This is a genomic window from Anaerobacillus sp. MEB173 (genome assembly GCF_052119505.1).
GTDB lineage: Bacteria > Bacillota > Bacilli > Bacillales > JBJMAU01 > JBJMAU01.
On record NZ_JBJMAU010000025.1, the window covers coordinates 20,676 to 42,625 of the forward strand.

22 protein-coding genes are annotated in these 21,950 nt (G+C 39.1%); 15 read left to right on the forward strand and 7 right to left on the reverse strand.

Going from position 1 to position 21,950, the window contains the following annotated elements; genetic code table 11:
- Positions 1–95: 95 nt before the first annotated feature.
- The 8 genes from ACJ2A9_RS22070 to ACJ2A9_RS22105 all read left to right on the forward strand — a co-directional run bounded on the left by ACJ2A9_RS22070 (position 96) and on the right by ACJ2A9_RS22105 (position 7,455).
- Complete coding sequence (locus ACJ2A9_RS22070; protein WP_441423864.1) at positions 96–1,115, forward strand: DctP family TRAP transporter solute-binding subunit; 1,020 nt, start codon at positions 96–98, stop codon at positions 1,113–1,115.
- Positions 1,116–1,205: 90 nt separating this feature from the next.
- The gene (locus tag ACJ2A9_RS22075) at positions 1,206–1,679 is read left to right on the forward strand and encodes a TRAP transporter small permease (protein ID WP_441423865.1); all 474 of its coding nucleotides are present in this window, start codon (positions 1,206–1,208) and stop codon (positions 1,677–1,679) included.
- Positions 1,680–1,682: 3 nt separating this feature from the next.
- On the forward strand, positions 1,683–2,957 hold the full coding sequence (locus tag ACJ2A9_RS22080; RefSeq protein WP_441423866.1) for a TRAP transporter large permease: 1,275 nt from the start codon (positions 1,683–1,685) through the stop codon (positions 2,955–2,957).
- Positions 2,958–2,976: 19 nt separating this feature from the next.
- The gene (locus ACJ2A9_RS22085; protein ID WP_441423867.1) at positions 2,977–3,999 is read left to right on the forward strand and encodes a zinc-binding alcohol dehydrogenase family protein; all 1,023 of its coding nucleotides are present in this window, start codon (positions 2,977–2,979) and stop codon (positions 3,997–3,999) included.
- A 34-nt stretch (positions 4,000–4,033) separates the two neighbouring features.
- Positions 4,034–4,684, forward strand: coding sequence for a bifunctional 4-hydroxy-2-oxoglutarate aldolase/2-dehydro-3-deoxy-phosphogluconate aldolase (locus tag ACJ2A9_RS22090; protein ID WP_441423868.1), 651 nt, complete (start codon positions 4,034–4,036; stop codon positions 4,682–4,684).
- Between the two features lie 36 nt (positions 4,685–4,720).
- Positions 4,721–5,785: a mannonate dehydratase gene (uxuA, locus tag ACJ2A9_RS22095; protein ID WP_441423869.1), complete on the forward strand. Its 1,065-nt coding sequence runs from the start codon at positions 4,721–4,723 to the stop codon at positions 5,783–5,785.
- Between the two features lie 19 nt (positions 5,786–5,804).
- Positions 5,805–6,653, forward strand: coding sequence for an SDR family oxidoreductase (locus ACJ2A9_RS22100; RefSeq protein WP_441423870.1), 849 nt, complete (start codon positions 5,805–5,807; stop codon positions 6,651–6,653).
- A gap of 169 nt (positions 6,654–6,822) precedes the next feature.
- Positions 6,823–7,455 carry a hypothetical protein gene (locus tag ACJ2A9_RS22105; RefSeq protein WP_441423871.1) on the forward strand — a complete coding sequence of 211 codons (633 nt, stop codon included), beginning with the start codon at positions 6,823–6,825 and terminating at the stop codon, positions 7,453–7,455.
- Positions 7,456–7,594: 139 nt separating this feature from the next.
- Here ACJ2A9_RS22105 and ACJ2A9_RS22110 read toward each other — a convergent pair whose 3' ends face one another.
- The 7 genes from ACJ2A9_RS22110 to madL form a co-directional block, all read right to left on the reverse strand.
- On the reverse strand, positions 7,595–8,365 hold the full coding sequence (locus tag ACJ2A9_RS22110) for a HipA family kinase (protein ID WP_441423872.1): 771 nt from the start codon (positions 8,363–8,365) through the stop codon (positions 7,595–7,597).
- A 3-nt stretch (positions 8,366–8,368) separates the two neighbouring features.
- Entirely contained in the window at positions 8,369–10,330 is a 1,962-nt protein-coding gene (locus ACJ2A9_RS22115) for a hypothetical protein (RefSeq protein WP_441423873.1), read from the reverse strand.
- Entirely contained in the window at positions 10,323–11,318 is a 996-nt protein-coding gene (locus ACJ2A9_RS22120) for a phosphotransferase family protein (protein ID WP_441423874.1), read from the reverse strand. The genes ACJ2A9_RS22115 and ACJ2A9_RS22120 overlap by 8 nt, the downstream gene beginning before the upstream one ends.
- A 34-nt stretch (positions 11,319–11,352) precedes the next feature.
- Positions 11,353–12,489 carry a glycosyltransferase family 4 protein gene (locus ACJ2A9_RS22125; protein ID WP_441423875.1) on the reverse strand — a complete coding sequence of 379 codons (1,137 nt, stop codon included), beginning with the start codon at positions 12,487–12,489 and terminating at the stop codon, positions 11,353–11,355.
- Positions 12,490–12,503: 14 nt separating this feature from the next.
- The gene (locus ACJ2A9_RS22130) at positions 12,504–13,154 is read right to left on the reverse strand and encodes a hypothetical protein (RefSeq protein ID WP_441423876.1); all 651 of its coding nucleotides are present in this window, start codon (positions 13,152–13,154) and stop codon (positions 12,504–12,506) included.
- Between the two features lie 243 nt (positions 13,155–13,397).
- On the reverse strand, positions 13,398–14,162 hold the full coding sequence (gene madM / locus ACJ2A9_RS22135; RefSeq protein WP_441423877.1) for a malonate transporter subunit MadM: 765 nt from the start codon (positions 14,160–14,162) through the stop codon (positions 13,398–13,400).
- Positions 14,143–14,568: a malonate transporter subunit MadL gene (gene madL / locus ACJ2A9_RS22140; RefSeq protein ID WP_441423878.1), complete on the reverse strand. Its 426-nt coding sequence runs from the start codon at positions 14,566–14,568 to the stop codon at positions 14,143–14,145. Before madL ends, madM begins: the two co-directional genes overlap by 20 nt.
- A 252-nt stretch (positions 14,569–14,820) precedes the next feature.
- Between madL and ACJ2A9_RS22145 the strand changes: the two genes are divergently transcribed.
- From ACJ2A9_RS22145 to ACJ2A9_RS22175, 7 genes are read left to right on the forward strand one after another with little or no spacing between them, the layout of a single operon-like run.
- Positions 14,821–15,465 (forward strand): GntR family transcriptional regulator, encoded by a 645-nt coding sequence (locus ACJ2A9_RS22145; protein ID WP_441423887.1) that lies wholly within the window; start codon positions 14,821–14,823, stop codon positions 15,463–15,465.
- 26 nt (positions 15,466–15,491) lie between these two features.
- A complete protein-coding gene (locus ACJ2A9_RS22150; RefSeq protein WP_441423879.1) occupies positions 15,492–16,415 on the forward strand; it encodes a malonate decarboxylase subunit epsilon in 924 nt (307 codons plus the stop codon).
- A 22-nt stretch (positions 16,416–16,437) separates the two neighbouring features.
- Positions 16,438–18,102 carry a malonate decarboxylase subunit alpha gene (mdcA, locus tag ACJ2A9_RS22155; RefSeq protein WP_441423880.1) on the forward strand — a complete coding sequence of 555 codons (1,665 nt, stop codon included), beginning with the start codon at positions 16,438–16,440 and terminating at the stop codon, positions 18,100–18,102.
- 19 nt (positions 18,103–18,121) lie between these two features.
- The gene (locus ACJ2A9_RS22160) at positions 18,122–18,979 is read left to right on the forward strand and encodes a triphosphoribosyl-dephospho-CoA synthase (RefSeq protein ID WP_441423881.1); all 858 of its coding nucleotides are present in this window, start codon (positions 18,122–18,124) and stop codon (positions 18,977–18,979) included.
- Between the two features lie 15 nt (positions 18,980–18,994).
- The gene (locus ACJ2A9_RS22165) at positions 18,995–19,306 is read left to right on the forward strand and encodes a malonate decarboxylase subunit delta (RefSeq protein WP_441423882.1); all 312 of its coding nucleotides are present in this window, start codon (positions 18,995–18,997) and stop codon (positions 19,304–19,306) included.
- The gene (locus ACJ2A9_RS22170) at positions 19,284–20,975 is read left to right on the forward strand and encodes a biotin-independent malonate decarboxylase subunit beta (protein ID WP_441423883.1); all 1,692 of its coding nucleotides are present in this window, start codon (positions 19,284–19,286) and stop codon (positions 20,973–20,975) included. Before ACJ2A9_RS22165 ends, ACJ2A9_RS22170 begins: the two co-directional genes overlap by 23 nt.
- Entirely contained in the window at positions 20,966–21,589 is a 624-nt protein-coding gene (locus ACJ2A9_RS22175) for a malonate decarboxylase holo-ACP synthase (protein ID WP_441423884.1), read from the forward strand. The genes ACJ2A9_RS22170 and ACJ2A9_RS22175 overlap by 10 nt, the downstream gene beginning before the upstream one ends.
- Positions 21,590–21,950 lie beyond the last annotated feature (361 nt).

The following is a 21,950-nucleotide window of genomic DNA, read 5'->3' on the forward strand; positions in this document are numbered from 1 at the left end:
TTTTTAAGGGGAGGTGGTTTTATAAAGAATGAATAATTGGATTAAAAAATAAAAGTGATAAATCTATTAAACTGACATATTTAGGAGGAATTGAAGTGAAAAAATTCAAAATGCTTTCTATGATTCTTGCTGCAACACTTGCTCTTACTGCATGTGGAGGCGGTGGCGACAAATCTGAACCTGCGAATGGTGAAGGGGCAGCTTCAGGAGAAAAAATTACTTGGAAGTTTGGCCATCTAGCAAACGAAGACCATATTTGGCATCAAACAGCTGAAAAATTTGGTGAATTATTAAGTGAAAAAACAGATGGGCAAATTCAAATTGAAATTTATCCTAACAACCAGTTAGGTGGAGAAACAGATACAATTAATAGTATTAAAGCGGGAACAGTAGACATGGTAATCTCTGGTGAGACGATGGCAAACTGGGCACCAAAAGCAGCTTTAATGGCTGTACCATATGCATTTAGAGATCAAGCTCACTTAGTAAATGTTATCGAAGGTGATATTGGTCAAGAAATTGAAGAGGAAATTGTCGAAAAAGTAGGGTTAACTCCACTTTATTATCATACTCGTGCACCTCGTAATTTAACATCAAATATGCCAATTAGTCATCCAGATGACTTAAGTGGATTCAGCATGCGTGTTCCAAACGTTCCGTTATTCTTAAGTGTTTGGGAAGCTGCAGGTGCTAGACCGCAAGTAATGGACTTTAATGAAGTATTTACAGGTTTACAGCAAAAAGTAATTGATGGACAAGAAAACCCACTTGATTTGATCCACAGTGCTGGATTTGCTGAAGTTCAAGATTATGTAAACGAAACAGAGCATGTGTATTCTTGGATTTATATTTTAGTAGGTAACGAGCAGTTAGCTGCATTATCTGATGAATTAAAAGAAGCTGTATTTGCTGCAGCAGAAGAAGCACAAGTATACGGCAGTGATTTATATGAAGAAGCTTTTGCAGAGTACAGAACTCTTTTAACAGAAGCTGGTATGACATTTAACAGTGATGTTGACCAAGATGCGTTCAGAGAAGCTATGCTTCCTGCTATTCAATCACAATTAACTGAAGAGCAATATGCAATGTATGAGAGAATCTTGGAAGTAGAATAGTTTTTAAAGGCATATTACTTATTCGGAATATAATTTAATAGATTCTAGGATAAGTAATATGCCCTAATTTTTAATAAAGGGATGAGTTAAGTGAGGGGTACAAAAATTATTGATCGAACATTAGAGGCTGGAACTATTCTCTGCTTTATTGGCATTATTGCAGTCGTGTTATTTCAAGTAACTTCACGTTTTCTCCCAGTTTCGGCTGTATGGACAGAGGAACTTACACGTTTCCTATTCCTTTATGCTATTTGCTTTGCTGCACCTCTAGCATTAAAGGATAAGGAATTTATAAGTGTTGATATAATTATGCAATTTATCCCTAATAAAATTAAACATATTTACGAGGGGATTGTTTACTTACTGATTGTTGCAGTTTCAGCAATCATTGCATTTCAAGGGTATCATTTTATGTTAATTGGGCGTGGACAAACTTCAGCAACAATGGCGATTGAAATGTCAGTTATTCACGCATCAATTGGAATTTCAATGGTATTTATTTGTTTGTATGCTATTATTCATGTGTTTGACTACTTTAAAGGGCCTCCAAAGGAGGAGAGATAACAAATGTTAGCATTAGTTCTATTCTTATCATTTATCGCTTTAATTTTTTTAGGAGTACCAATTGCATTTAGTTTAGGTATCTCATCGATCATTTATTTACTATTAGCTGATATCGGATTAAGTATTATACCGCAGCGTATGTTTGGCGGTTTAAATTCTTTTGTATTGTTATGTATTCCAGGATTTATTTTGGCAGGTAATTTAATGAATGCAGGTGGAATTACAGATAAAATTATTGATTTTGCCAATAATGTTGTTGGACATATTCGTGGTGGGTTAGGTCTTGCCAATGTTGGTTCATCAATGGGCTTTGCTGGGATTTCAGGTACAGCTTTAGCGGATACAGCAAGTATTGGTTCAGTCTTAATTCCAGCAATGAAAAAGCAAGGATATGACGCTGATTTTTCCGCAGCAGTAACATCATCCTCATCGACAGTAGGTCCAATTATACCTCCATCATTACCACTTATTATTGTTGGTACATTAGCGAGTGTATCAATAGGTGATTTATTTTTAGCTGGTGCACTTCCTGGCTTACTGTTAGGTGTAAGTTTAATGATAGTTACTTATATTATTTCTGTAAAAAGAAACTACCCTAAAGGGGAGAGACAATCCTTATCAAAAATTGGAAAATCGTTCATTGATGCGTTTTGGGCATTACTTATGACAGTTATTATTTTATACGGAATTTTAGGTGGATTATTCACTCCAACTGAAGCTTCGATCGTAGCTGTGGTTTATGCGTTAATCATTGGACTTTTTGTATATAGAGGCTTGAAGGTAAGAGAAATTCCTTCAATTCTCCTAGCTTCAATGAAAAGTACTGCTTCAATAATGATATTAGTAGGTTTAGCTAACTTATTTGGTTGGATTCTTGTAAGTGAAAGAATTCCTCAAATGGTTGCCGACTTTATTTTAGGAATTTCAGATAGTAAGGTAATTGTTATTTTACTTATCGTAGTTTTGTTGTTATTCGTTGGGACATTTATGGAAACAATCGCAGCTCTTGTTATTTTGTTCCCAGTTTTACTTCCTGTAGCAACGAGCGTTGGAATGGACCCAGTTCATTTTGGTGTTGTTATGGTTCTAGGTTTAATTATTGGCTTATCTACTCCACCGGTGGGGGTATGTTTATTCGTTGCCTCAAGTATAGGTAGAGTTTCTATTGGGAAGACCTCAATAGCTCTTATACCTTTTATCACTGCTAGTATTTTAGTTCTATTATTAGTTGCATTTATTCCCGAATTAACGCTTTGGTTACCAAGTTTATTTGATTAATGATTGGAGTTGAGAATTGATGAAGGCTGTTCAAGTAATTGGTGCTAAAAAATTAGAGATTATAGAAAAAGAAAAGCCGAGTATCTCAAAAGGTAATGAAGTTTTGGTGAAAGTAAAAATGGTCGGTATATGCGGTTCGGATATTCATATTTACCACGGCACGAATCCATTAGCTACACTGCCACGGGTAATTGGACATGAAGTAACAGGAGAAGTAATAGAAGTTGGTGAAGATGTTAAAAACGTTGTGGTTGGAGATAAAGTTGTTGTAGAGCCAATCGAGTCATGTGGAAGCTGCTATGCTTGTCAATCTGGAAGAAGAAATGTTTGTAGTAACCTGGAGGTGTACGGCGTTCACAAAGATGGTGGTATGCAAGAATACCTTGTCATGCCAGAGAACATCGTTCACAAGGTGAATGATTCACTTGACTGGAAGGAAGCTGTCCTTGTCGAGCCTTTTACAATCGGAGCACAAGCGAACTGGCGCGGTGATGTTAGAGAAGGGGATATGGTCTTAATTATGGGTGCTGGGCCAATTGGACTTTGCTGCTTAAAAATCGCAAAAGCTAAAGGTGCAAAATGTATTATCACAGATTTATCACAAGAGCGATTAGATTTTGCTAAAACATGGGGAGCAGATTATATCGTAAATGTTTCAGAGAAAGATGTTAAAGATGCTGTGTTTGAGATTACTGAAGGTGAAGGAGCAAACGTTGTTATTGATGCCGTTTGTATTCAAAAGACTTTTGAAGATGCAGTTGAAGTTGTATCGCCTGCAGGAAGAGTAGTAGTTTTAGGATTTGATACTCGTCCTTCACAAATCTCTCAACTCCCAATAACGAAAAAAGAAGTAACAATAGTGGGTTCAAGACTACAAACTAATCAATTTCCAGAAGTTATTAAATTATTAAATGATAAAAGCATTAACATTGAAGAAATGGTAACTCATGAATTTAAATTAGAAGACATTCAAAAGGCAATCGATTTTATTGAAAAATCTCCTAATGAAATTAGAAAAGTTGTCATCTCCTTTGAAGAATAAAAAAGGAAAAATAACGAAAGAGGGTTTTTGAAAAATGATTCAAAAGCTAGAAATTTTAAATAGAATTCTTGACTCAGGTGTCGTTGCTGTTATTCGGGCTGAAAGTGCAGAGGTAGCAGAGAAAACAGCTATGGCTGCTGTAAGTGGAGGAATTAGTGCCATTGAAGTAACATACACTTCACCTGGTGCGACTGATCTTATTAAATCACTGAAAGATAATGAAAATTTAAAGGATCTAATAATCGGTGCAGGCAGTGTGTTAGATAGCGAAACAGCCAGAATTGCTATTTTAGCAGGAGCAGAGTATATCGTAAGCCCAAGTTTTGATAAACAAACAGCAAAGCTTTGCAATAGATATCAAATTCCTTATATGCCAGGCTGTATGACTGTAACTGAAATGAAAACAGCTTTAGAGTATGGAAGTGATATTGTTAAGCTATTCCCAGGCAATCATTTTTCTCCGGGAATGATCAAGGCATTTAAAGGTCCGCTACCGCAAGTATCGATAATGCCTACTGGTGGTGTAAACCTTCAAAATGTTAGTGAATGGATTAGCAATGGTGCTGTTGCAATTGGTGTAGGGAGTGATTTATCTAAACCAGCACTAGTTGGTGATTATGAAGAGATAACGAGGCTAGCAAGTGAGTACTGTAAGCTTGTTAGAGATGCCAGAAAGCAGATATAAAAGTAATTTATAATAGAGATAGAGAGTGTGATTAGTATGAGAATGGTATTTAGATGGTTTGGAGAAGGTAACGACAGTATTCCTTTAAAAAACATTGTCCAAATTCCTGGTGTAGAAGGAATTGTATGGTCATTACATGACATTCCAGCTGGGGATGAGTGGCCAATGGAAAGAATTTTAGAGGTGAAGAATCAAGCGGAGGCATATGGCTTAAACATTGATGTTGTTGAGAGTGTAAATGTACATGAGGATATTAAGCTTGGTTTACCGACAAGAGATGAGTACATTAAGAATTATCAAAATACATTAAGGAAGCTATCAGAGGTTGGGGTTAAGGTTGTGTGTTACAACTTTATGCCGGTATTTGATTGGTTACGTACAGATCTCTTTAAAGAGCTTGAGGACGGTTCTACAGCATTATTTTATGAAGGTTCAAAAATTGAGAATATCGATCCTTTTGAACTGGTGAATAAAATCAATGAAAACTCAGATCTAACGATGCCGGGCTGGGAGCCAGAGCGCTTAGCACACCTTACAAAGCTTTTTGAAGCATACCGCAATGTAAGTGAAGAGGACTTATGGAATAACCTGCAATACTTCTTGGAAAAGGTCATTCCAGTGGCTGAAGAATGTGATATTAAAATGGGGATTCATCCTGATGATCCACCTTGGCCTATCTTTGGCTTACCAAGAATAATTACGAATAGAGATAACCTGAAAAGATTTTTAGATCTTTATGATAGCCCATATAACGGATTGACCTTATGTAGCGGTTCTTTAGGTTCTAATCCTAATAATAATGTAGCTGAAATGGTAAGAGAATTTGCTGATAGAATACCATTTGCACACATTCGCAATGTAAAAATTTATGAGAATGGTGATTTCATTGAAACATCACATCGTACTAGTGATGGCTCAGTTGATATTTATGATATTGTAAAGGCATATCATGAAAATGGTTTTGAAGGGTATGCAAGACCAGATCACGGAAGACATATTTGGGATGAGAAATGTAGACCGGGCTACGGATTATATGATAGAGCATTAGGCATTATGTATTTATGGGGCATTTGGGACTCCTTAGAAAGAGCAAAGAAATAGTTGTTAATGGAGGAATAGTATGCTTACAATCAATGAAAATTTAAAGGGTAAAGTTGCGGTTATCACAGGTGGAAGTGGTGTACTATGTAGTGCAATGGCTAAGGAACTAGCTAGACAAGGTGTTAAGGTTGCCATTTTAAATCGTACTGCCGAAAAGGGAAAGCTTGTTGAGGAAGAGATTGTAGCAGCTGGTGGTAAGGCACTTGCTATCGCATGTGACGTCCTTGATGTGGAAAGTGTGAAAGAGGCAAAAGAGCTTATCACAAAAGAACTAGGAACGTGTGATATTTTAATTAACGGTGCAGGTGGTAACCATCCGGATGGCATTACAACAAATGAAATCTTTAAAAAGGAAGACCTTACAAATGATGAGGTTACAACATTCTTTGATTTAACACCTAATGGATTTCAACATGTTTTTAATTTGAATATTCTAGGAACGGTTATTCCTACGCAAGTATTTTTAAAAGATATGATTAACCAAAAGGGTGCTATCGTGATTAACATGTCATCTATGAGTGCACCATCACCAATGACAAAAGTTCCTGCCTATAGTGGAGCCAAAGCAGCAGTTGATAATTTCACTCAGTGGTTAGCAGTTCATATGGCTGAATCAGGTGTTAGAGTTAATGCGATTGCTCCAGGATTCTTTTTAACAGAGCAAAATAGAAGACTTCTAACAAATGAAGACGGATCCTTAACAGATCGCGCTCAAAAGATTATTACGCATACACCAATGAGACGTTTTGGTGAGCCAAGTGATTTACTCGGTACTTTATTATGGCTAGCTGATGAAAATATGTCTGGTTTTGTAACTGGTATAACAATTCCGGTTGATGGTGGCTTTATGTCGTACGCCGGTGTATAAGAAATGAAGTAATTGTAATTCGAAACTACTGAGTCATAATACTCAGTAGTTTTCTTAATATACTATAAAATTTGATGTATCCAGCGTGAGAGCTGTCTATCGCAAGAGGACTATTATCAGCATACCCTATAGTAAATAGATTTATAGAAGAAAGTAAGGAGTGCTGACAGTGAAATTGAAAAAGAAGCTTGCAGATAAGCTCGATCAGATTAGTATATCCAAACCATCCAATAGTGTTGCGGTAGTTAATCCCACAAGTTTTAAGTTGATTGGAAAAGGACACCAGGGGGCTGTTTTTCAAATCGATGAGAATCGCTGTGTGAAAATTTACTGCCGCAAAATTGATTTGGAGAGGGAGCTTCATGCGTTGGAACTAGGTGGAAAAGTTGGGATTTGTCCTAAGGTGTATTATTCTGGTGAAAATTACATCGTCATGGACTACATGACTCATCCGACACTTTTTGAATATTTGGACAAGAACCCACTAGACAAAGAGTTAGCAACAAGAATTGTAGATTTACTGGATTCTTTTGAGGAAGCTGGATATAATCGCTTCGATCATTCCGCACGACACATCTATGTTGTCCCTAATGAAAAAATGAAAATCATTGATGTGGTTCATATTATTAAACCAGAGCCTGTCTATTTGGCGGAGAAGTTAATCAGTGATTTAGGGGAAAATGCAGAAAAATTTCTCCAAATAGTCCAAGAAATCAGTCCGAAATGGTATAACAGATGGGTTAATGATCCAGATTATCCAGATTTCATTATGAAATTAAGAGGAGAAGTACCTGAAGAGTGAATAAGTAAGAAAATAAAAATCCCTGTAATTGAAACTGAAAGTGAGAGCAGTTCCAAATTAGGGATTTTTCCCTTCTTATTAACCTATAGCAAGTAAGAAAGAGGTGGTCTCAACAATGTCAGATGTGACCCCCTCTTTCTTATTTTTTCTTTTTTGATTTTACGCTTATTTTAGGTAATAGTTGTTGAGCCTGCACTAGATGTGTGACAAGTGCCTCTCGTTCTGCTTCCGATACTTCCCAGTCGGCAGGGATTGAGTTGATAATGTCATAGATTGCTTCCTTTGGTATGGACATGGTCTTTTCGATGGCTGCCTGTAACTCGTCTTGACTTTGCATTAAAGAAATAGACCACTTATGAACGTTTAAATTTACGGTCATTTTCGGCATTTTCTTAAGAGCTTTCACTGTCCAATCTGCTTTCGAAAAACAACGCCCATGATCAATCATATGGAGATAATGCTCCCCGTTCTCTACGGGTTCGAGCAGAACGTTGTTTTCTTTTCGATCTGTGTTGCCGATCCAAAGATCAAAGACAACCATACCGGCAAGATGCTCACGATTATTTACTTTGATGTCTTCGTTCTTAGAACCTCTTTGGAGTTGGATGCAATTATCGATATACAAACTGGCAAACTGGTTACCAGATTGCAGTTTGTATTTTGCATAAATTGGCAACTTTTTTAAAAAATCATCTTCTATTTGTACCACTTCAAAAGGAATCACTGGCAAAGAGAGAAGCTCTCCTAATTTCCCAGCAATATATTCGTTCACTAAAATTCTCGTTCCAGATGGATTGTTTTTGAATTTCACTACATACGTACGACCATCAGAAAATAGAACGTGCTGAGGTTTTGAATACCCCTTTAAGATCGTGTCCATCAGTTTAACAGGTTGCAGTTCCTGGCTCATTGATCATTGATCCTCCTTTTTATATCCAGTCTGTTCCACTCCAAGAGCGATAGAACCCGAAGTTTTTGTCATTGTAAGGCTTAGGCAAAAGCCATGTCCGAAAATTGGGGTGCGTGGCATACGCCAAATCAGGTGATTGGAAACAGGTGCAATCCAGCAAATGATGTTTCCATTTTGAAAGCCTCGTTTATTTTTATTTTGGTAAGGGATAATTTCTGAACGGCCATTCCGTAACAATTGCAAGTAGTCTGGTGATAAACCAATATCTAGTGAGAGTGGCAGGATGTTTGAAGGGATATTTTCGTAATCAATATGAATCTCATTACTCCCTTTTTTGAGTACAAAGCGTTTTGTTAATCCATTGGCAGAGCTGGTAGGCTCTTTGTTCACAAGTACGAGTTCAATTTCTTGGTTCTCTTTGATCGAGAGAGAGAGAATTTCATACGTATCATGCTCAAAGCCATAGTCTGCTAATGCGCCGGGGTGATTCATAGGAACGTCCATAAAGTCGTTCAGTTCTTCTAACCAATTCCAGTCGTCTGTTGGATTACCAATAATCAATTTCCCTTTATCATCATAAGAAAACAGATAAACGATACGTCCGCCAAAGCGTGGTGAAATGACTGCTGCCAAAGTATTGTTTCGTAATATGATTTCTTTATGCCCGTCATTGTCTAAGTCAGTTACATCACAATGTACAAACTCAGCGGTCTTGTGGTCTTTCTCCCATTTAATTGCTTCCATTATGAGTGCGGCAGCCCTAGCGTGGCTGGCGACTGCTCGTGCCCAAGGAGCGGGTAAGGCCTCTCCCGCATCGCTGTTGGGATCGGTGTGAATGCTATTTGGAGCGTCGTGCCAAGCTGTTTCATAAGCACAAGCAAGCAGATGTTTTCGAGCTAGGTCAAATAATGGGGACTGCTTGGCAGGTGTGGAGGAAAGCGTCTTTACCTTTTCCCAGGTGTCGATTAGGTAACGTTGATAAGGAGCCCAAGCTTTTGATTGAGCCCAGTTTAGATAATCTTCCCCGGCTCCGAACTCAGTTTCAAGCTCTCTGTACGTACCAGTCTGTACCGTTCTAGGAGGATGAATATTGTGATTCGTAATCCAAGATCGAAGGAGAACGGGTGTAACATTTGGTTTATTTGTTAGCCATTCAAGAAACTGGCGATAGTACTGTATAGCCTTAGGATTCCAAGGTGGAACTGCGGCAACCTTCTCCATATCATCACCATAAATGGCTATTACATCTCGACCTTTTTTAATCTCTTGATACACATAAGCCATTAGCGTATTTAATCGTTGTTCATGCATCTCTGTTTCTTGGGGGATAGTAAGGCGCATTTCGGTAGATATAGGAAGTGCAATAAGTTCACGACTGTCTTTTGTTCTATAAGCTTCAAATAATTCTGGCATGAAGCGTGGATCTTTGTCATAGTTTTTCTGGGAATTTTTCGATAGGAACAATCGATCATCCAAAAGAGTATATTGAAAGCCGCCATTTGCTAGACTTGTATCCGTAAGAACATTGGCTAATTTCTTAGTATTCCATACACGTTCAGGAATCCAAAATCCAGTAACCTCAGAAACATTACCTCCTAACCACTTTTCGATTAGGTGAAGTTCTTCTTCGATTTGACAACGGTTGTGTTCACTATCAAACAACGGCATAATATTTTGGGCATAAGCCGATCCGATGATCTCCACTAATCCTGATTCCCTCAATTCAACGATTTCCTCCAGAAAGAGGGGATCAAACCATGCACATGCTTCAATAAATGTACCGCTAATGTGAAGGTGAAAAGGGATATTATATTGTGAATGGAGATCAAGTACAGCTCGCAAACCAGTGGAAGCGTCAGGAGGACCGATAATGTCCTTAATCCCTGGGCGGTTGTTGTAGCCGTTAGTGATCAGGTATTGATTTGCATGGTGAACAATAGCGATCGGAATGGAAACATTACTCATTTACATCGATTCCTTTCAAATACAGTTCGCACTTTGTTAGAAAAGGATCTACAATGCTGAATTTGCCTGTATTTAAGACGCATAATTCATAGTGGAGGCTTTCAAAAAGTGATCGAGCGCTGTATATGGCGAGCCGATTAAGAAAGTGCTTTCGCTTATAGGTAGGGTGAGAGTCAAGATACCGTTCAATAAAACACTTGACCATTGGTTTTAAATAGTCGAAATCGCCTTTCTTGAAAAAGCTGCTTACTTGTATCTGACATGCCAAATATGCGATATCCCAAGCAGGATCACCTGCAAAATGATGATCAAAATCAATCGCAATAACCCGCTGTCCGGATATGAATAAGTTTTTTGTATGAAAATCACCATGGAGCAATACCGTTTCGTTCGCTTTTAACAGTTTGGATTGTTGAGCAAGTTGCAGGTACAGTGATATTAATCTTTCTTTCTCTTGTGGTAATCGCTCTACTAGATCGTCATAAAAACGATTGATATCGGCAGTAGCTCTAGTTCGTGCTGCTGTTCTGACTGTTGTAAGAGGGATTGAGTGAAGTTGTGTTAACCAATCAGCAACAAGACAAGATAGTTGCTTACTGTTCACGTTTGGGTCATGGATCCAATCATCCATCGTTTTTCCGGGTGACTTAGACATAAGAAGCATTCTCCATTGCTTTAGATAAGTAATCGGGCGAACGATCGTATGCTGGGGATTAACATCAAACCCATTTTCCCATAGATACTTTAAGAATTGGTAACTTGCAAGTCCTTTATCTTCATCTGAATATACTTTTCCAATTAAAGATTCTTCTTTCAGCTCGCCCTCTTGATTTTGATATCTCACAAGATATTCGACAATCATTTTCCGGATTTTTGGGGTAGAGGAAACGAGAGTAGCATCGATAACTTTTCGGGTATTCTGGGAGCTACTCTCGTAGGCCGAAATGATCGTATCTATCGGAGGTAATGGTGCTTGTTTTTTCTCCATATTCTATTAACTCCTTTCTTGCAAGTTTAAACGTTTATTTGGTGTCCATTGATTTAAGGTACAATTGATGAGTTTCATTTGCGACCTGCTTCCAAGAAAATTTACGTACTTCTTGTGCCCCTTGTTGGCCTAACGTTTGTCTTAACGCAGGTTCATTTAGGAGCTTAAGGATCGCCTTTGCCAATTCTTTCGGTTGGTTTGGCTCGACAACGAGTACATTCTTGACAATTTCACCGACGCCTGTGGTATTAGAAATAATTGTTGGAAGACCGGCAGCCATGGCTTCTAGTACAGTTATTCCAAATGGCTCTGATCTTGCTGGGAGAACAAACATAGAGGCATTTTTATAACAATCTAGTAATTTCTCACCCACAACACTCCCTGTGAATTCTACACGGTTCTGGATATTTAACCGGCGTGCTTTAAGACGCAGCTTATTAAGTAAGTCTCCATCTCCAGCAAGCATAAATTTGAGGTCATTACGCTCTTCAAGAACGTAACTTGCTGCTTGTAAAAAGTCATCTGGTGCTTTTTGTCCGGTTAATCGACCAAGAAATAAGATGTGCCCATCTGTCACTTGGTAATCACGGACTGCCATCTGTTCAAAAGGGGAGATGTGAACGCCGTTATAAATGGATGTAATTCGATCGGGCTTAGCTTGGTAGCGGTCAATCAGAATTTGTTTTGTTCTTTTGGAAACAGCGATTGTATGTTTTACCGTGTCCAAAGCTTCTTGTTCAATTGAATAGATTGCAGGGTTAAGTGATTTTCCTCCAGCTCGATCATATTCAGTTGAATGAACTGTCCAGATGAGAGGGATCTTATATTTTTGAGAGATTCCTGATGCAGCAAAAACCCCCATCCAATCGTGTGCATGGATAATGTCAATCCCATCCGGTTGAAAAGCTACTTCGAGGTGGCTCTTAAAATCGAGCACAAAATCCCATATAACACTTCCTAAATAAGAGTTATCTGAGAATTTTTTGTTCATTTGCACATGGTGTAAAGTCATACCTTCAGGGACAATAAATTCGAACTTCTTAAATGCAGGGAGGTAGAATTCTATCTCTATTCCGATATTTGTTAATTCTTGAGTAATCCCTTCACAATGGACACCTAATCCACCAGAAAATTGCGGGGGGTATTCCCAACTGATCATTGCTACTTTCATATTGGTGTCAACTCCTAATTACTATCGCCTGATTTTGCTTTTTCGACAGTTGATTCAAATTTTGGATGTTGTCTCCAAGTTTCATACAAGTCAGGGTTCAATTCTTCTACATATTTCAGAAAATCAGTAACCTGATGCCCCATCCCTTTGATCAGCCGTCTAGGAAACTCTTTAATAGGCAATTTAGTATTGCGGTATACATGGATCGTTTTTAAGTTTCCGGTAGGCAGAAGATAGATATAGGATGGGTTTTGATCAAGACGGGTAAATCCAGCAGCTTTGAACTCATCAAGAAGGTGTAGTAGTTTTTCGGTTAGCTCTTTTGTTATAGTATTTTCGTCAAGGTATTCAGCTACTGTTGGTGCTTTAATCGTTTTCATAATGACATAATTTCCTTTTCTTGCAAGTGCTTTTGGAGTGATTCCTCGTTTCGCTCCAATTTTCAGGGCTTCAAACTCGAGTTCGGCTTTTTCTTCTTTCTCAAAATAGATCGCACATCGCTTTTTATTAATGGCAACGATAATGAACTTTTCTTCTTCCTTTATAATGGATAAGTCTGTTGGATTTTGAATGAGCATACCTGTCTCTTCAGGTTTCGTTACCTCAATCTTCTTAATCTCGTTAATTAGCATTTCTTCATTAGCATTCATAGAATCATGTTGCAACTTTATCATCTCCTTATTGGTATAAAAGACTCGTTTATTTTTAAGTTATGTAAAGAAATAAAAGCAGACACCACTCTTGTCTAATCCAAAGAAAATTTGGCTAGTAGACTAAGAGATTATAATAATAATTCATTTCAATAAAAGGAGAGATGTTTTTTCTATTAAACAAAAAAGACTGACTCAACCGGGAGCTTAATGCTACCTTATGAGTCAGCCTTCTACTTAAGTGATATAATTTGCTATCTATCCAAATATCGCATTTGTAATTAAAAATAAGATCGATGGTGCTAGTAAACAACCAAGTCCTGTATAAAATGTAGCTGTGACCGCGCCATATGGTACTAATTTCGGATCTGTTGCAGCAAGGCCTCCAGCAACCCCACTTGTTGAACCAATTAGACCACCATATACCATTGCTGAGCGAGGGTTATTTAGGCCTATGTACTTAGCAATGAATGGGGTACCGATCATCGTCAAGATTGATTTAACAAGACCAGCGGCGATACTAATTGTAATAACTTCAGAGCTGGCGCCGAGTGCAGCCCCTGTTACTGGACCTACAATATAAGTAGCCGTTCCAGCTCCAATTGTAGTAAGACTAACAGCGTCAGTGTAGCCAAATGCCAGGGCAATCATGACTCCGACAATAAACGAAACAATAACACCGAGAAAGAGAGAAATGATACCGGTAATACCAGCTTTTTTTATCTCAGAGAAGCTTGCACCGAAAGCGGTTGCAACAATTGCAAAATCACGGAGCATTCCGCCTCCCATTAAGCCGATTCCGGCAAAAAGGCTAATGTCTGATAATCCTTTTGTACCACCTGTTACAACCCCGCCGATATAGGCGAGGAGTAGGCCGAGAATAATTGCGATGGCTGAACCGTGAATTCGTCCTCGTGTTAACTTATCGGATAAAAAGTAAGCAAAATACATTGTAATACCAACAACCGCAAAGGAAACGATCAATCCATTACTTGTAAAGGTACTAGTTAACGTTTCTAACATTTGACTCGCCTCCTACTAAAACTGTATTTTCTTCTTCATCCTCTTCATTTTGTTTTCCGCCGCCTCTACTTAAAACGGGTACAAGCAACCAACTGATGATTACTGCGGCAACACCAGCTGCGATCGCAAGCGGGCCGCCATCTAATGCACCGGCCACATTTTGATTAGCTGACATCGCAATAACAATAGGGATGTACATGGCACTCCAGAAACTAAGTCCATCTTGTGCCGGTTTACTAAGTTTGTTGCGCTTTTTTAAGTAGTCGACAATGAGAACGAGCATAATCATAGCCAAACCAACTCCACCAACATTTGCATTTACTCCAAGGGAAACGCCTAAGAGCTCTCCTAAAACTACACCAATTAACAAACAAATCGCTAGTAATGCTACACCAAAAATTACCATCAATTCACCTCTCCAATTTATTGTTTTTTTTTACTATGTAGGAAGCACTAAGTTGTCCTGTTCTAGTCAACTGAATATTCTGAATATACAGTCGACTGTATTCTATGGATTATCATACAAGCATAAAACAAAAAAAGCAAACACTTTTTAAAATTTTCTAAAAATATTGAAAATTGGATAAAATAGTTGTATACTGATATCGACAGTCGACCAAATAGGTAATTTTTAAAGGGGGGGTTAGGCGTGTCTGCAATGAAACTTTCAAATAATGCTTTATCAAATTCTATTGCTGAACATATTACAGAACAAATTATTACTGGAGAATTAGAGCCAGGTCAAAAATTAGTCGAACATATATATGCTGAAGAATATGGAACAAGCAGGGCTCCGGTTCGTGAGGCGATTTATTTGTTAACGATTGAAGGACTTGTAGAAAGGATTCCACGGAAAGGGGCTGTAGTAAAAGAATATACAGAAAATGAGATCTATGACTTACTAGAAATTCGCAACATGCTAGAAAAAATGGCGTTAGAACGTATTAAAAAGTATGGGATAGATCTAACTTTGTTAGAAAGAATGAAAAAGTTACTAAAGGAAATGAAGAATGAAGAGAATGTCCATTTATATACACAGTTGAATCATTCTTTCCATATGTGCTTCATCGAGATGAGTAAAAGCAATACGATTAAAGATATGTATTTACGTCTAGGTTGGCCATTACTCAGAATTCAAACTCTTTCATTTGAAAGTGAAGGAAATATTGAAAAGTCAATAGCTGAGCATGCGATGATGATCAAACTTCTGTCAGAACAAAACATGACAGAATTATCAGCCCTATTGTTAAAACATAATGAAGATGTAATTGCGAGTATTCAAAAAAGGCTTAAATCTAAGTGAGCAGTAGTAAAGGGAGGTGGACTAATGTGAAACTTGCTTTTTTGTTTCCAGGCCAAGGTTCGCAAAAACCTGGGTTTCTACATGACTTACAGACAAGTACCGTCGTAGAAAATGTAGTAACTGAAGTTAATAAGACACTTAATGAGAGCATCTATACCTTTCACTCAGAAGAAGCACTTACCTCGACGAGGGCAGTACAACTATCATTGTTGACAGCCGGAGTCGCTACATATAAAGCATTTGAAGAAAGTGGAATCACTCCTGACTTTGTAGCGGGGCACTCGATTGGTGCCTTTGGCGCAGCGGTGGCTGCTGGTGTGATAGATTTCAAAGATGCAATCAAAGTCGTTAATTTACGCGGTGAATTAATGGAACAAGCGTATCCAAATGGTTATGGTATGGGTGTTGTACTTGGTATGGAACCAAGAAAATTACAAGCACTAATCAACCACCACTATGATGAAACATACCCTGTTTTTATGTCAAACCAAAATGCACCTGATCAAATTACAATTTCTGGGTCCTTGCCCGGGATACAAAAGATATTGGACGATGCCAGTCAGAATGGTGCCCGTTGTGCCTCCTTGTTAAACGTCAGTACACCATCACATTGTCCTCTTCTAGCACCAGTGTCAGAAGCACTTGCTGAAGCACTTCATGATATTCCAATCTATCGTCCTTCTATTCCTTATGCAGGGAATCGGCGGGCTCGTCTTTTATATGATCCGGTCGACATTCGACTGGATTTAGCTGAAAGTGTGTCTGCTGCTGTTCAATGGCATGATGCCTCAACTGTTTTATATGAGAAAGGGGTAAGACTTTTTATTGAAATGCCGCCAGGAAATGTACTTTCTCGTTTAGCTGCCAATGCATTCCCGGATGCTAGAGTGTACTCTGTTGCAGACCATGGTTTTGATGATTGTCATTTCATAGCAAATTCATACAAATAAAAGAATGAGAGGAGTTTTTAATATGGAGGCAACAAAACAAGGAGTCAAAAATAGAAAAATGTCTTGGACGACACGTCTTGACGCAAAGAAGGAGCGATTGGAGAGTGTCAAAGGTATTACGGATGGAATGATAATACCGACGAATCGTATTGTCGAAGCTTTAGAAAAGCTGATTCGACCAGGGGATCGAGTTGTATTAGAAGGGAATAACCAAAAGCAAGCATCTTTTCTCTCAGACGCACTATCAAAAACGAATCCTAGCAATTTACATGATTTACATATGATCATGTCTAGTATTTCCAGACCGGAGCATCTTGATTTGTTTGAGCGTGGGATTGCAAAGAAAGTAGACTTTGCCTATGCAGGGCCACAAAGTTTAAGAATGGCGCAAATGCTTGAAGACGGAAAATTAACGATGGGTGAAATTCATACTTACATTGAGTTATATGGGCGACTCTTTATCGATTTGATTCCTTCTGTAGCCTTAGTCGCCGCTGATAAAGCTGACCGATATGGAAATTTATATACAGGGGCAAACACTGAGGAAACTCCGACGTTAGTTGAGGCGGCGGCGTTTCGAGATGGGATAGTCATTGTGCAGGTAAATGAAATGACGGATGAATTGCCGCGTGTTGATATACCTGGATCATGGATTGACTTTGTCGTTGTCGCTGATGAACCATATGAGCTTGAACCGCTTTTCACAAGGGACCCGCGTCATATTACTGATATTCAAATTTTGCAAGCGATGATGGTTATCCGCGGTATATACGAGAAGCATGAAGTAAAATCATTAAATCACGGAATCGGCTATAATACGGCTGCGATTGAACTGTTACTCCCGACTTACGGGGAATCACTCGGATTGAGGGGGAAAATTTGTAACCACTGGGCCTTAAATCCACACCCAACACTCATACCAGCAATTGAAAGTGGTTGGATTGATAGTGTCCATTGTTTTGGAGGCGAAGTAGGGATGGAGAAGTACGTCGCTGCCCGTCGTGATGTTTTTTTTACGGGTCGCGATGGAAGTTTACGCTCGAACCGCACACTCTCGCAAATGGCTGGACAATATGCAGTTGATTTGTTTATCGGGTCAACACTGCAAATGGACCAAAATGGTAATTCTTCTACAGTTACACGTGGAAGACTGGCTGGCTATGGCGGTGCACCGAATATGGGCCATGATCCAGGCGGAAGACGACATTCAACTCCAGCATGGTTAAATATGATGACTTCCGATGATCCGTTAGCTCGTGGGAAAAAGCTTGTGGTACAAGTTGTGGAAACGTTTCAAGCAGGAAATAAGCCAGTATTTGTCGAGTCACTTGATGCGATTGATGTCAAAAAAGATACCGGCCTTGCCACAGCCCCGGTGATGATTTACGGCGATGATGTTACACATGTTGTTACTGAAGAAGGGATTGCTTATTTGTATAAAGCAGACAGTATGGAAAAAAGAAGAGAGGCGATCTCGGCAATTGCTGGAGTAACACCAGTAGGTTTAACACACGATTCAAAGAAAACAGACGAGCTGCGCCGTGAAGGCTTAATTGCCCTGCCGGAAGATTTAAAGATTCGTAGGACAGATGCCAAACGATCGTTACTTGCGGCAAAAAGTGTTGAGGAGCTTGTTGAGTGGTCAGATGGGCTATATGAGCCACCTGCAAAATTCAGAAGTTGGTAATCGAGAGTGGAGGGATTAGATGGCTTATGAAAAGTACACCTTTAGCTGCGTTGCAGCAATAACAGCTGTGACATCGTTAATCGAAGAAGTGGAGTTAACACCAAAGCCAGGCCTTGTAGATATGGAAAATACTGGGGCCCATGATGATTTAACAATTGAATTAATGAAAAAATCAGCAGAATCTCTTAAAGAGACATTTGCAGAAATTGCTTTTATTAGTTATGGTCGGAAGCCTTCACAATCGATTAGAGAAGCAATTGCTGAAATTGGCCGACGTGGAGAGGCAAAGATGTTTAAGGCAACTGGTGGTGTAAATACCCATAAAGGTGCGATTTGGGCAATCGGTCTACTCGTCTCAGCATATTCAATGGGAAAGGGAACATATTTAATAGAAGAAATTGTATCGAAAGCTGGTGAGATTGCCCGTTTTCCAGACCGATTCTTTGAGAGCACCGTCACAAATGGCGGACGTGTCGTCGCAAAATATGGTGTACCTGGAGCAAGAGGAGAGGCACAACAAGGCTTCCCGCACATTATGAAGTATTCGCTGCCAACCTTGAATCAAATGAGAATGAATGGAGCAAGTGATTCGGAAGCACAACTCTATGCCCTGCTTTCATTGATTTTGAATCTAGATGATACATGCATTTTACATCGGGGTGGACCACAAGCATTGATGTTTGCTAAAGACCAGGCAAAAATGATGCTAACTGAGGGTCATCTTGGCTGGCTCACTACCCTTGATGAAGAATTCACGAAAAGAAATATATCACCTGGAGGCAGTGCTGACCTCCTTGCAGCAACAATCTTTCTAGATAAAACACAAACGTTAAAAACGCTCAACGATTTCCAAAAAGAAGTTGAATATATCCAATAAGCGGAGGTGTTTCGGTTGGAAAATCTGACATATACGTTTCCAGCAAGAAAAGCGATTAATAAAAGAGTACATGTAGGAGTTGTTGGATCAGGGGATTTAGAAATCATTATGGAGCCTAGTAATTGTTTAGAGTCGGAAGTAATTGTTCGCACAGGAATTAATGGCTTTAAAGAAACATGGGAAGCTGTTTTACATCGATTTTTTACAAAGCATGGAATTGCAGCACATGTAAAGATTAATGACTTTGGAGCGACACCAGGCGTTGTAACAATCCGCCTTGAACAAGCATTGGAGGTGAGCAGTCATGATGAAAGCATTAAAAAATAGTTTAGTAGAATGCAATGGTCGTGAACGTGCACAAAATTTACTTGATTATGGGACATACAGAGAATTACTTGGACCATTTGATGGGATGGAATCACCGCATATAGAGCCGCAGGGAATTGTCCCGCAAAGTGATGACGGCGTTATTGTGGCAAAGGGGACAATCAATCAAAAACCAGTAGTGGTGATCTCAATTGAAGGGAACTTCCAAGGTGGTGGAATTGGCGAGGTATCAGGTGCAAAAATTGCCGGAGCCTTGGAATTAACATTAAAGGATTGTGAAGCAGGGATCAAAGCGACTCCGATTTTATTATACGATACAGGTGGAGTAAGATTACAAGAAGCGAATTATGGCTTACTTTCGATCGCAGAAATAAGTGCGGCGCTTGTTGCCCTTCGCCGGTATGTACCCGTCATTGCGGTTGTTCCAGGAAAGGTTGGTGCTTTTGGTGGAATGTCGATTACAGCTGGACTTTGCAGTTCTGTGATTATGACTCGTGAAGGAAGACTCGGGTTAAACGGACCGGAAGTCATTGAACAAGAAGCGGGTATTCGTGAGTTTGATTCGAAAAATCGTCAGCTTATCTGGGGTACAATAGGCGGTGAACAGCGTACTGCAGCTGGCTTTGCAGATCAATTGATTGAGGATGATGTTGAAGCTGTAAAAATAGCAATTTCCTCGGTTATCGATGGTGGGGTAACCTCGGCTAGAGCAGAACAGATTAGTAGGTATGAGAGGTTCTTACAGCCAGTTGATACAACGAAGCGCTTATCTCCAGAAGCGGTTAGAGTGCTGTGGAAACAATCTGAAAACGAATTGCCTGATGATAAACAGGAAGATCAAAGTATACCAGCTGATAAATTGACTGGCAGGGGGCAAACGTGGTTTGACGTATTACGAAATGACGCGGTTGAAATAGGAGATATTCCTTCAGTCCGAGTCGCTGATAGTATCATTGGAGAAACGCGAGTGCGTTATATCGCTGTTGTTCCCGATCCTAACAACCGTTTCCCACGGGCGCGTAAGGGGGAATTTGGCTTACAAGAAGGATGGTCAATAGCTAAGCATATCCGTCAGGCAATTGAAGAGGACAAAGGTGGAGAAAAGCGGGCGATTGTTGCGATTGTAGATGTTCCTAGTCAAGCGTATGGTTATCACGAAGAACTGCTGGGAATCCATCAGGCTTGTGCCGCAGCTGTGGATGCTTATGCTTCAGCAAGGTTAGCAGGACACCCAGTCATTTCATTTATTCCGGGAAATGCAATTTCAGGTGCGTTTTTATCACATGGCATGCAGGCCAACCGCTTGATTGCTCTCCATGATTCAGGAGTGAACGTACATGTGATGTCAAAACAATCGGCAGCTCGAATTACTCAAAGAAGCTTAGAAGAGCTAGAAGCAGCAACGAAAAAAGTACCAGCAATGGCTTATGATATCGAGTCATTTAATAAGTTGGGTGCGTTGTATTCATTAGTACCTAATGTGAATGCAGACGTCCCAAAAGATAATGACCGTTCTATTATATATGAAGAAATTGAAAGAGCGATTTACGATGTGAGTATGAGTGATGCCAAAGATTTAAGTGTACGATTATCGTCTCCCAATGCAAAAAGTGGTGGGCGCACAGCATCAGTTATAGTAAGAGAGAAGTTGAATGAACAATGGAATTAAATCCACATGATTTATTGGAAATTAATGACCCGGCTGCTTTGTTCAGTTATACCGCTATACCACATTGGGTAGATAAGTCGTTAACTGAAGCTCCTTTTGTCGTCGTAAGGAGAGCGGATGCTCCTAAAGGGTATGTTGCTGTTGGTGTACGAGGTTCGATGAGAAATGAACGTTTTGCTGCTTTTTTAACGGTGGATCGTATCGTGAATTGTATTACTCCAGAAATGCTTTCCCGACAAAAAGGATGGCAAAAAATAAATAGGGAGATTTTTCATCAACTAGATCGAGTTGATCAACTAATGAATCACTTTGCTCTTTCGTGGGGACCTGCTGGAAGTTGTGGCTTTGAACTAGCGAGCCAAAAAGAAACAGTCACATCAACAAGTGATATTGATATCATCATTCGACCGGGTCAACGGTTTTCGCAAGAACTAGCCCGAAAACTAGTAAGTGAATTTAGTAAGCTTCCGATTCGAATCGATGCACAAGTAGAGACATCAGAGGGTGCCTTTTCATTAAATGAATATGCCAATTCAGCAAAACAGTCAATCCTTTTCCGAACAAACAATGGACCAATGTTAAAGAAGCTAGTTCAAATCAGTGTATTAATGTAAAATAACTTATTAAGATCAGAGATCTCTCATAAGTGTTCAAATTTATGATAGGTCTCTTTTCTATTTCATCTATTAAGATTTAAGTTGAAAAATAATTGTTTTACCTCTTTTTTTATGGTAGAGTTGTAAAACTGAAAAGAACTTCTGTCATCAAAATAAATCAAAATAAATCAAAATAAATTATTGCGCAGAATAATAAATTGTGATATATTATTAATTGTCGCTGATGAGCGATAACACATTTAATTTAATTGCTTGAGATTTTTTAAAAAAACTCTTGCGCTAATGTTTGGTTCTGTGATAAGATAAATCTTGTCGCTGAAACGACAACCTAGTTCTTTGAAAACTGAACAAAATAAAC

What these genes read in the sequence shown, in the direction of transcription:
- ACJ2A9_RS22080 (WP_441423866.1), top strand. Translation starts at nt 1,683, where the DNA reads ATGTTAGCATTAGTTCTATTCTTATCATTTATCGCTTTAATTTTTTTA.
- ACJ2A9_RS22085 (WP_441423867.1), top strand. Translation starts at nt 2,977, where the DNA reads ATGAAGGCTGTTCAAGTAATTGGTGCTAAAAAATTAGAGATTATAGAA.
- ACJ2A9_RS22090 (WP_441423868.1), top strand. Translation starts at nt 4,034, where the DNA reads ATGATTCAAAAGCTAGAAATTTTAAATAGAATTCTTGACTCAGGTGTC.
- uxuA (WP_441423869.1), top strand. Translation starts at nt 4,721, where the DNA reads ATGAGAATGGTATTTAGATGGTTTGGAGAAGGTAACGACAGTATTCCT.
- ACJ2A9_RS22100 (WP_441423870.1), top strand. Translation starts at nt 5,805, where the DNA reads ATGCTTACAATCAATGAAAATTTAAAGGGTAAAGTTGCGGTTATCACA.
- ACJ2A9_RS22110 (WP_441423872.1), bottom strand. Translation starts at nt 8,365, where the DNA reads ATGAGCCAGGAACTGCAACCTGTTAAACTGATGGACACGATCTTAAAG.
- ACJ2A9_RS22115 (WP_441423873.1), bottom strand. Translation starts at nt 10,330, where the DNA reads ATGAGTAATGTTTCCATTCCGATCGCTATTGTTCACCATGCAAATCAA.
- ACJ2A9_RS22120 (WP_441423874.1), bottom strand. Translation starts at nt 11,318, where the DNA reads ATGGAGAAAAAACAAGCACCATTACCTCCGATAGATACGATCATTTCG.
- ACJ2A9_RS22125 (WP_441423875.1), bottom strand. Translation starts at nt 12,489, where the DNA reads ATGAAAGTAGCAATGATCAGTTGGGAATACCCCCCGCAATTTTCTGGT.
- madM (WP_441423877.1), bottom strand. Translation starts at nt 14,162, where the DNA reads ATGTTAGAAACGTTAACTAGTACCTTTACAAGTAATGGATTGATCGTT.
- madL (WP_441423878.1), bottom strand. Translation starts at nt 14,568, where the DNA reads ATGGTAATTTTTGGTGTAGCATTACTAGCGATTTGTTTGTTAATTGGT.
- ACJ2A9_RS22145 (WP_441423887.1), top strand. Translation starts at nt 14,821, where the DNA reads ATGAAACTTTCAAATAATGCTTTATCAAATTCTATTGCTGAACATATT.
- mdcA (WP_441423880.1), top strand. Translation starts at nt 16,438, where the DNA reads ATGGAGGCAACAAAACAAGGAGTCAAAAATAGAAAAATGTCTTGGACG.
- ACJ2A9_RS22160 (WP_441423881.1), top strand. Translation starts at nt 18,122, where the DNA reads ATGGCTTATGAAAAGTACACCTTTAGCTGCGTTGCAGCAATAACAGCT.
- ACJ2A9_RS22170 (WP_441423883.1), top strand. Translation starts at nt 19,284, where the DNA reads ATGATGAAAGCATTAAAAAATAGTTTAGTAGAATGCAATGGTCGTGAA.
- ACJ2A9_RS22175 (WP_441423884.1), top strand. Translation starts at nt 20,966, where the DNA reads ATGGAATTAAATCCACATGATTTATTGGAAATTAATGACCCGGCTGCT.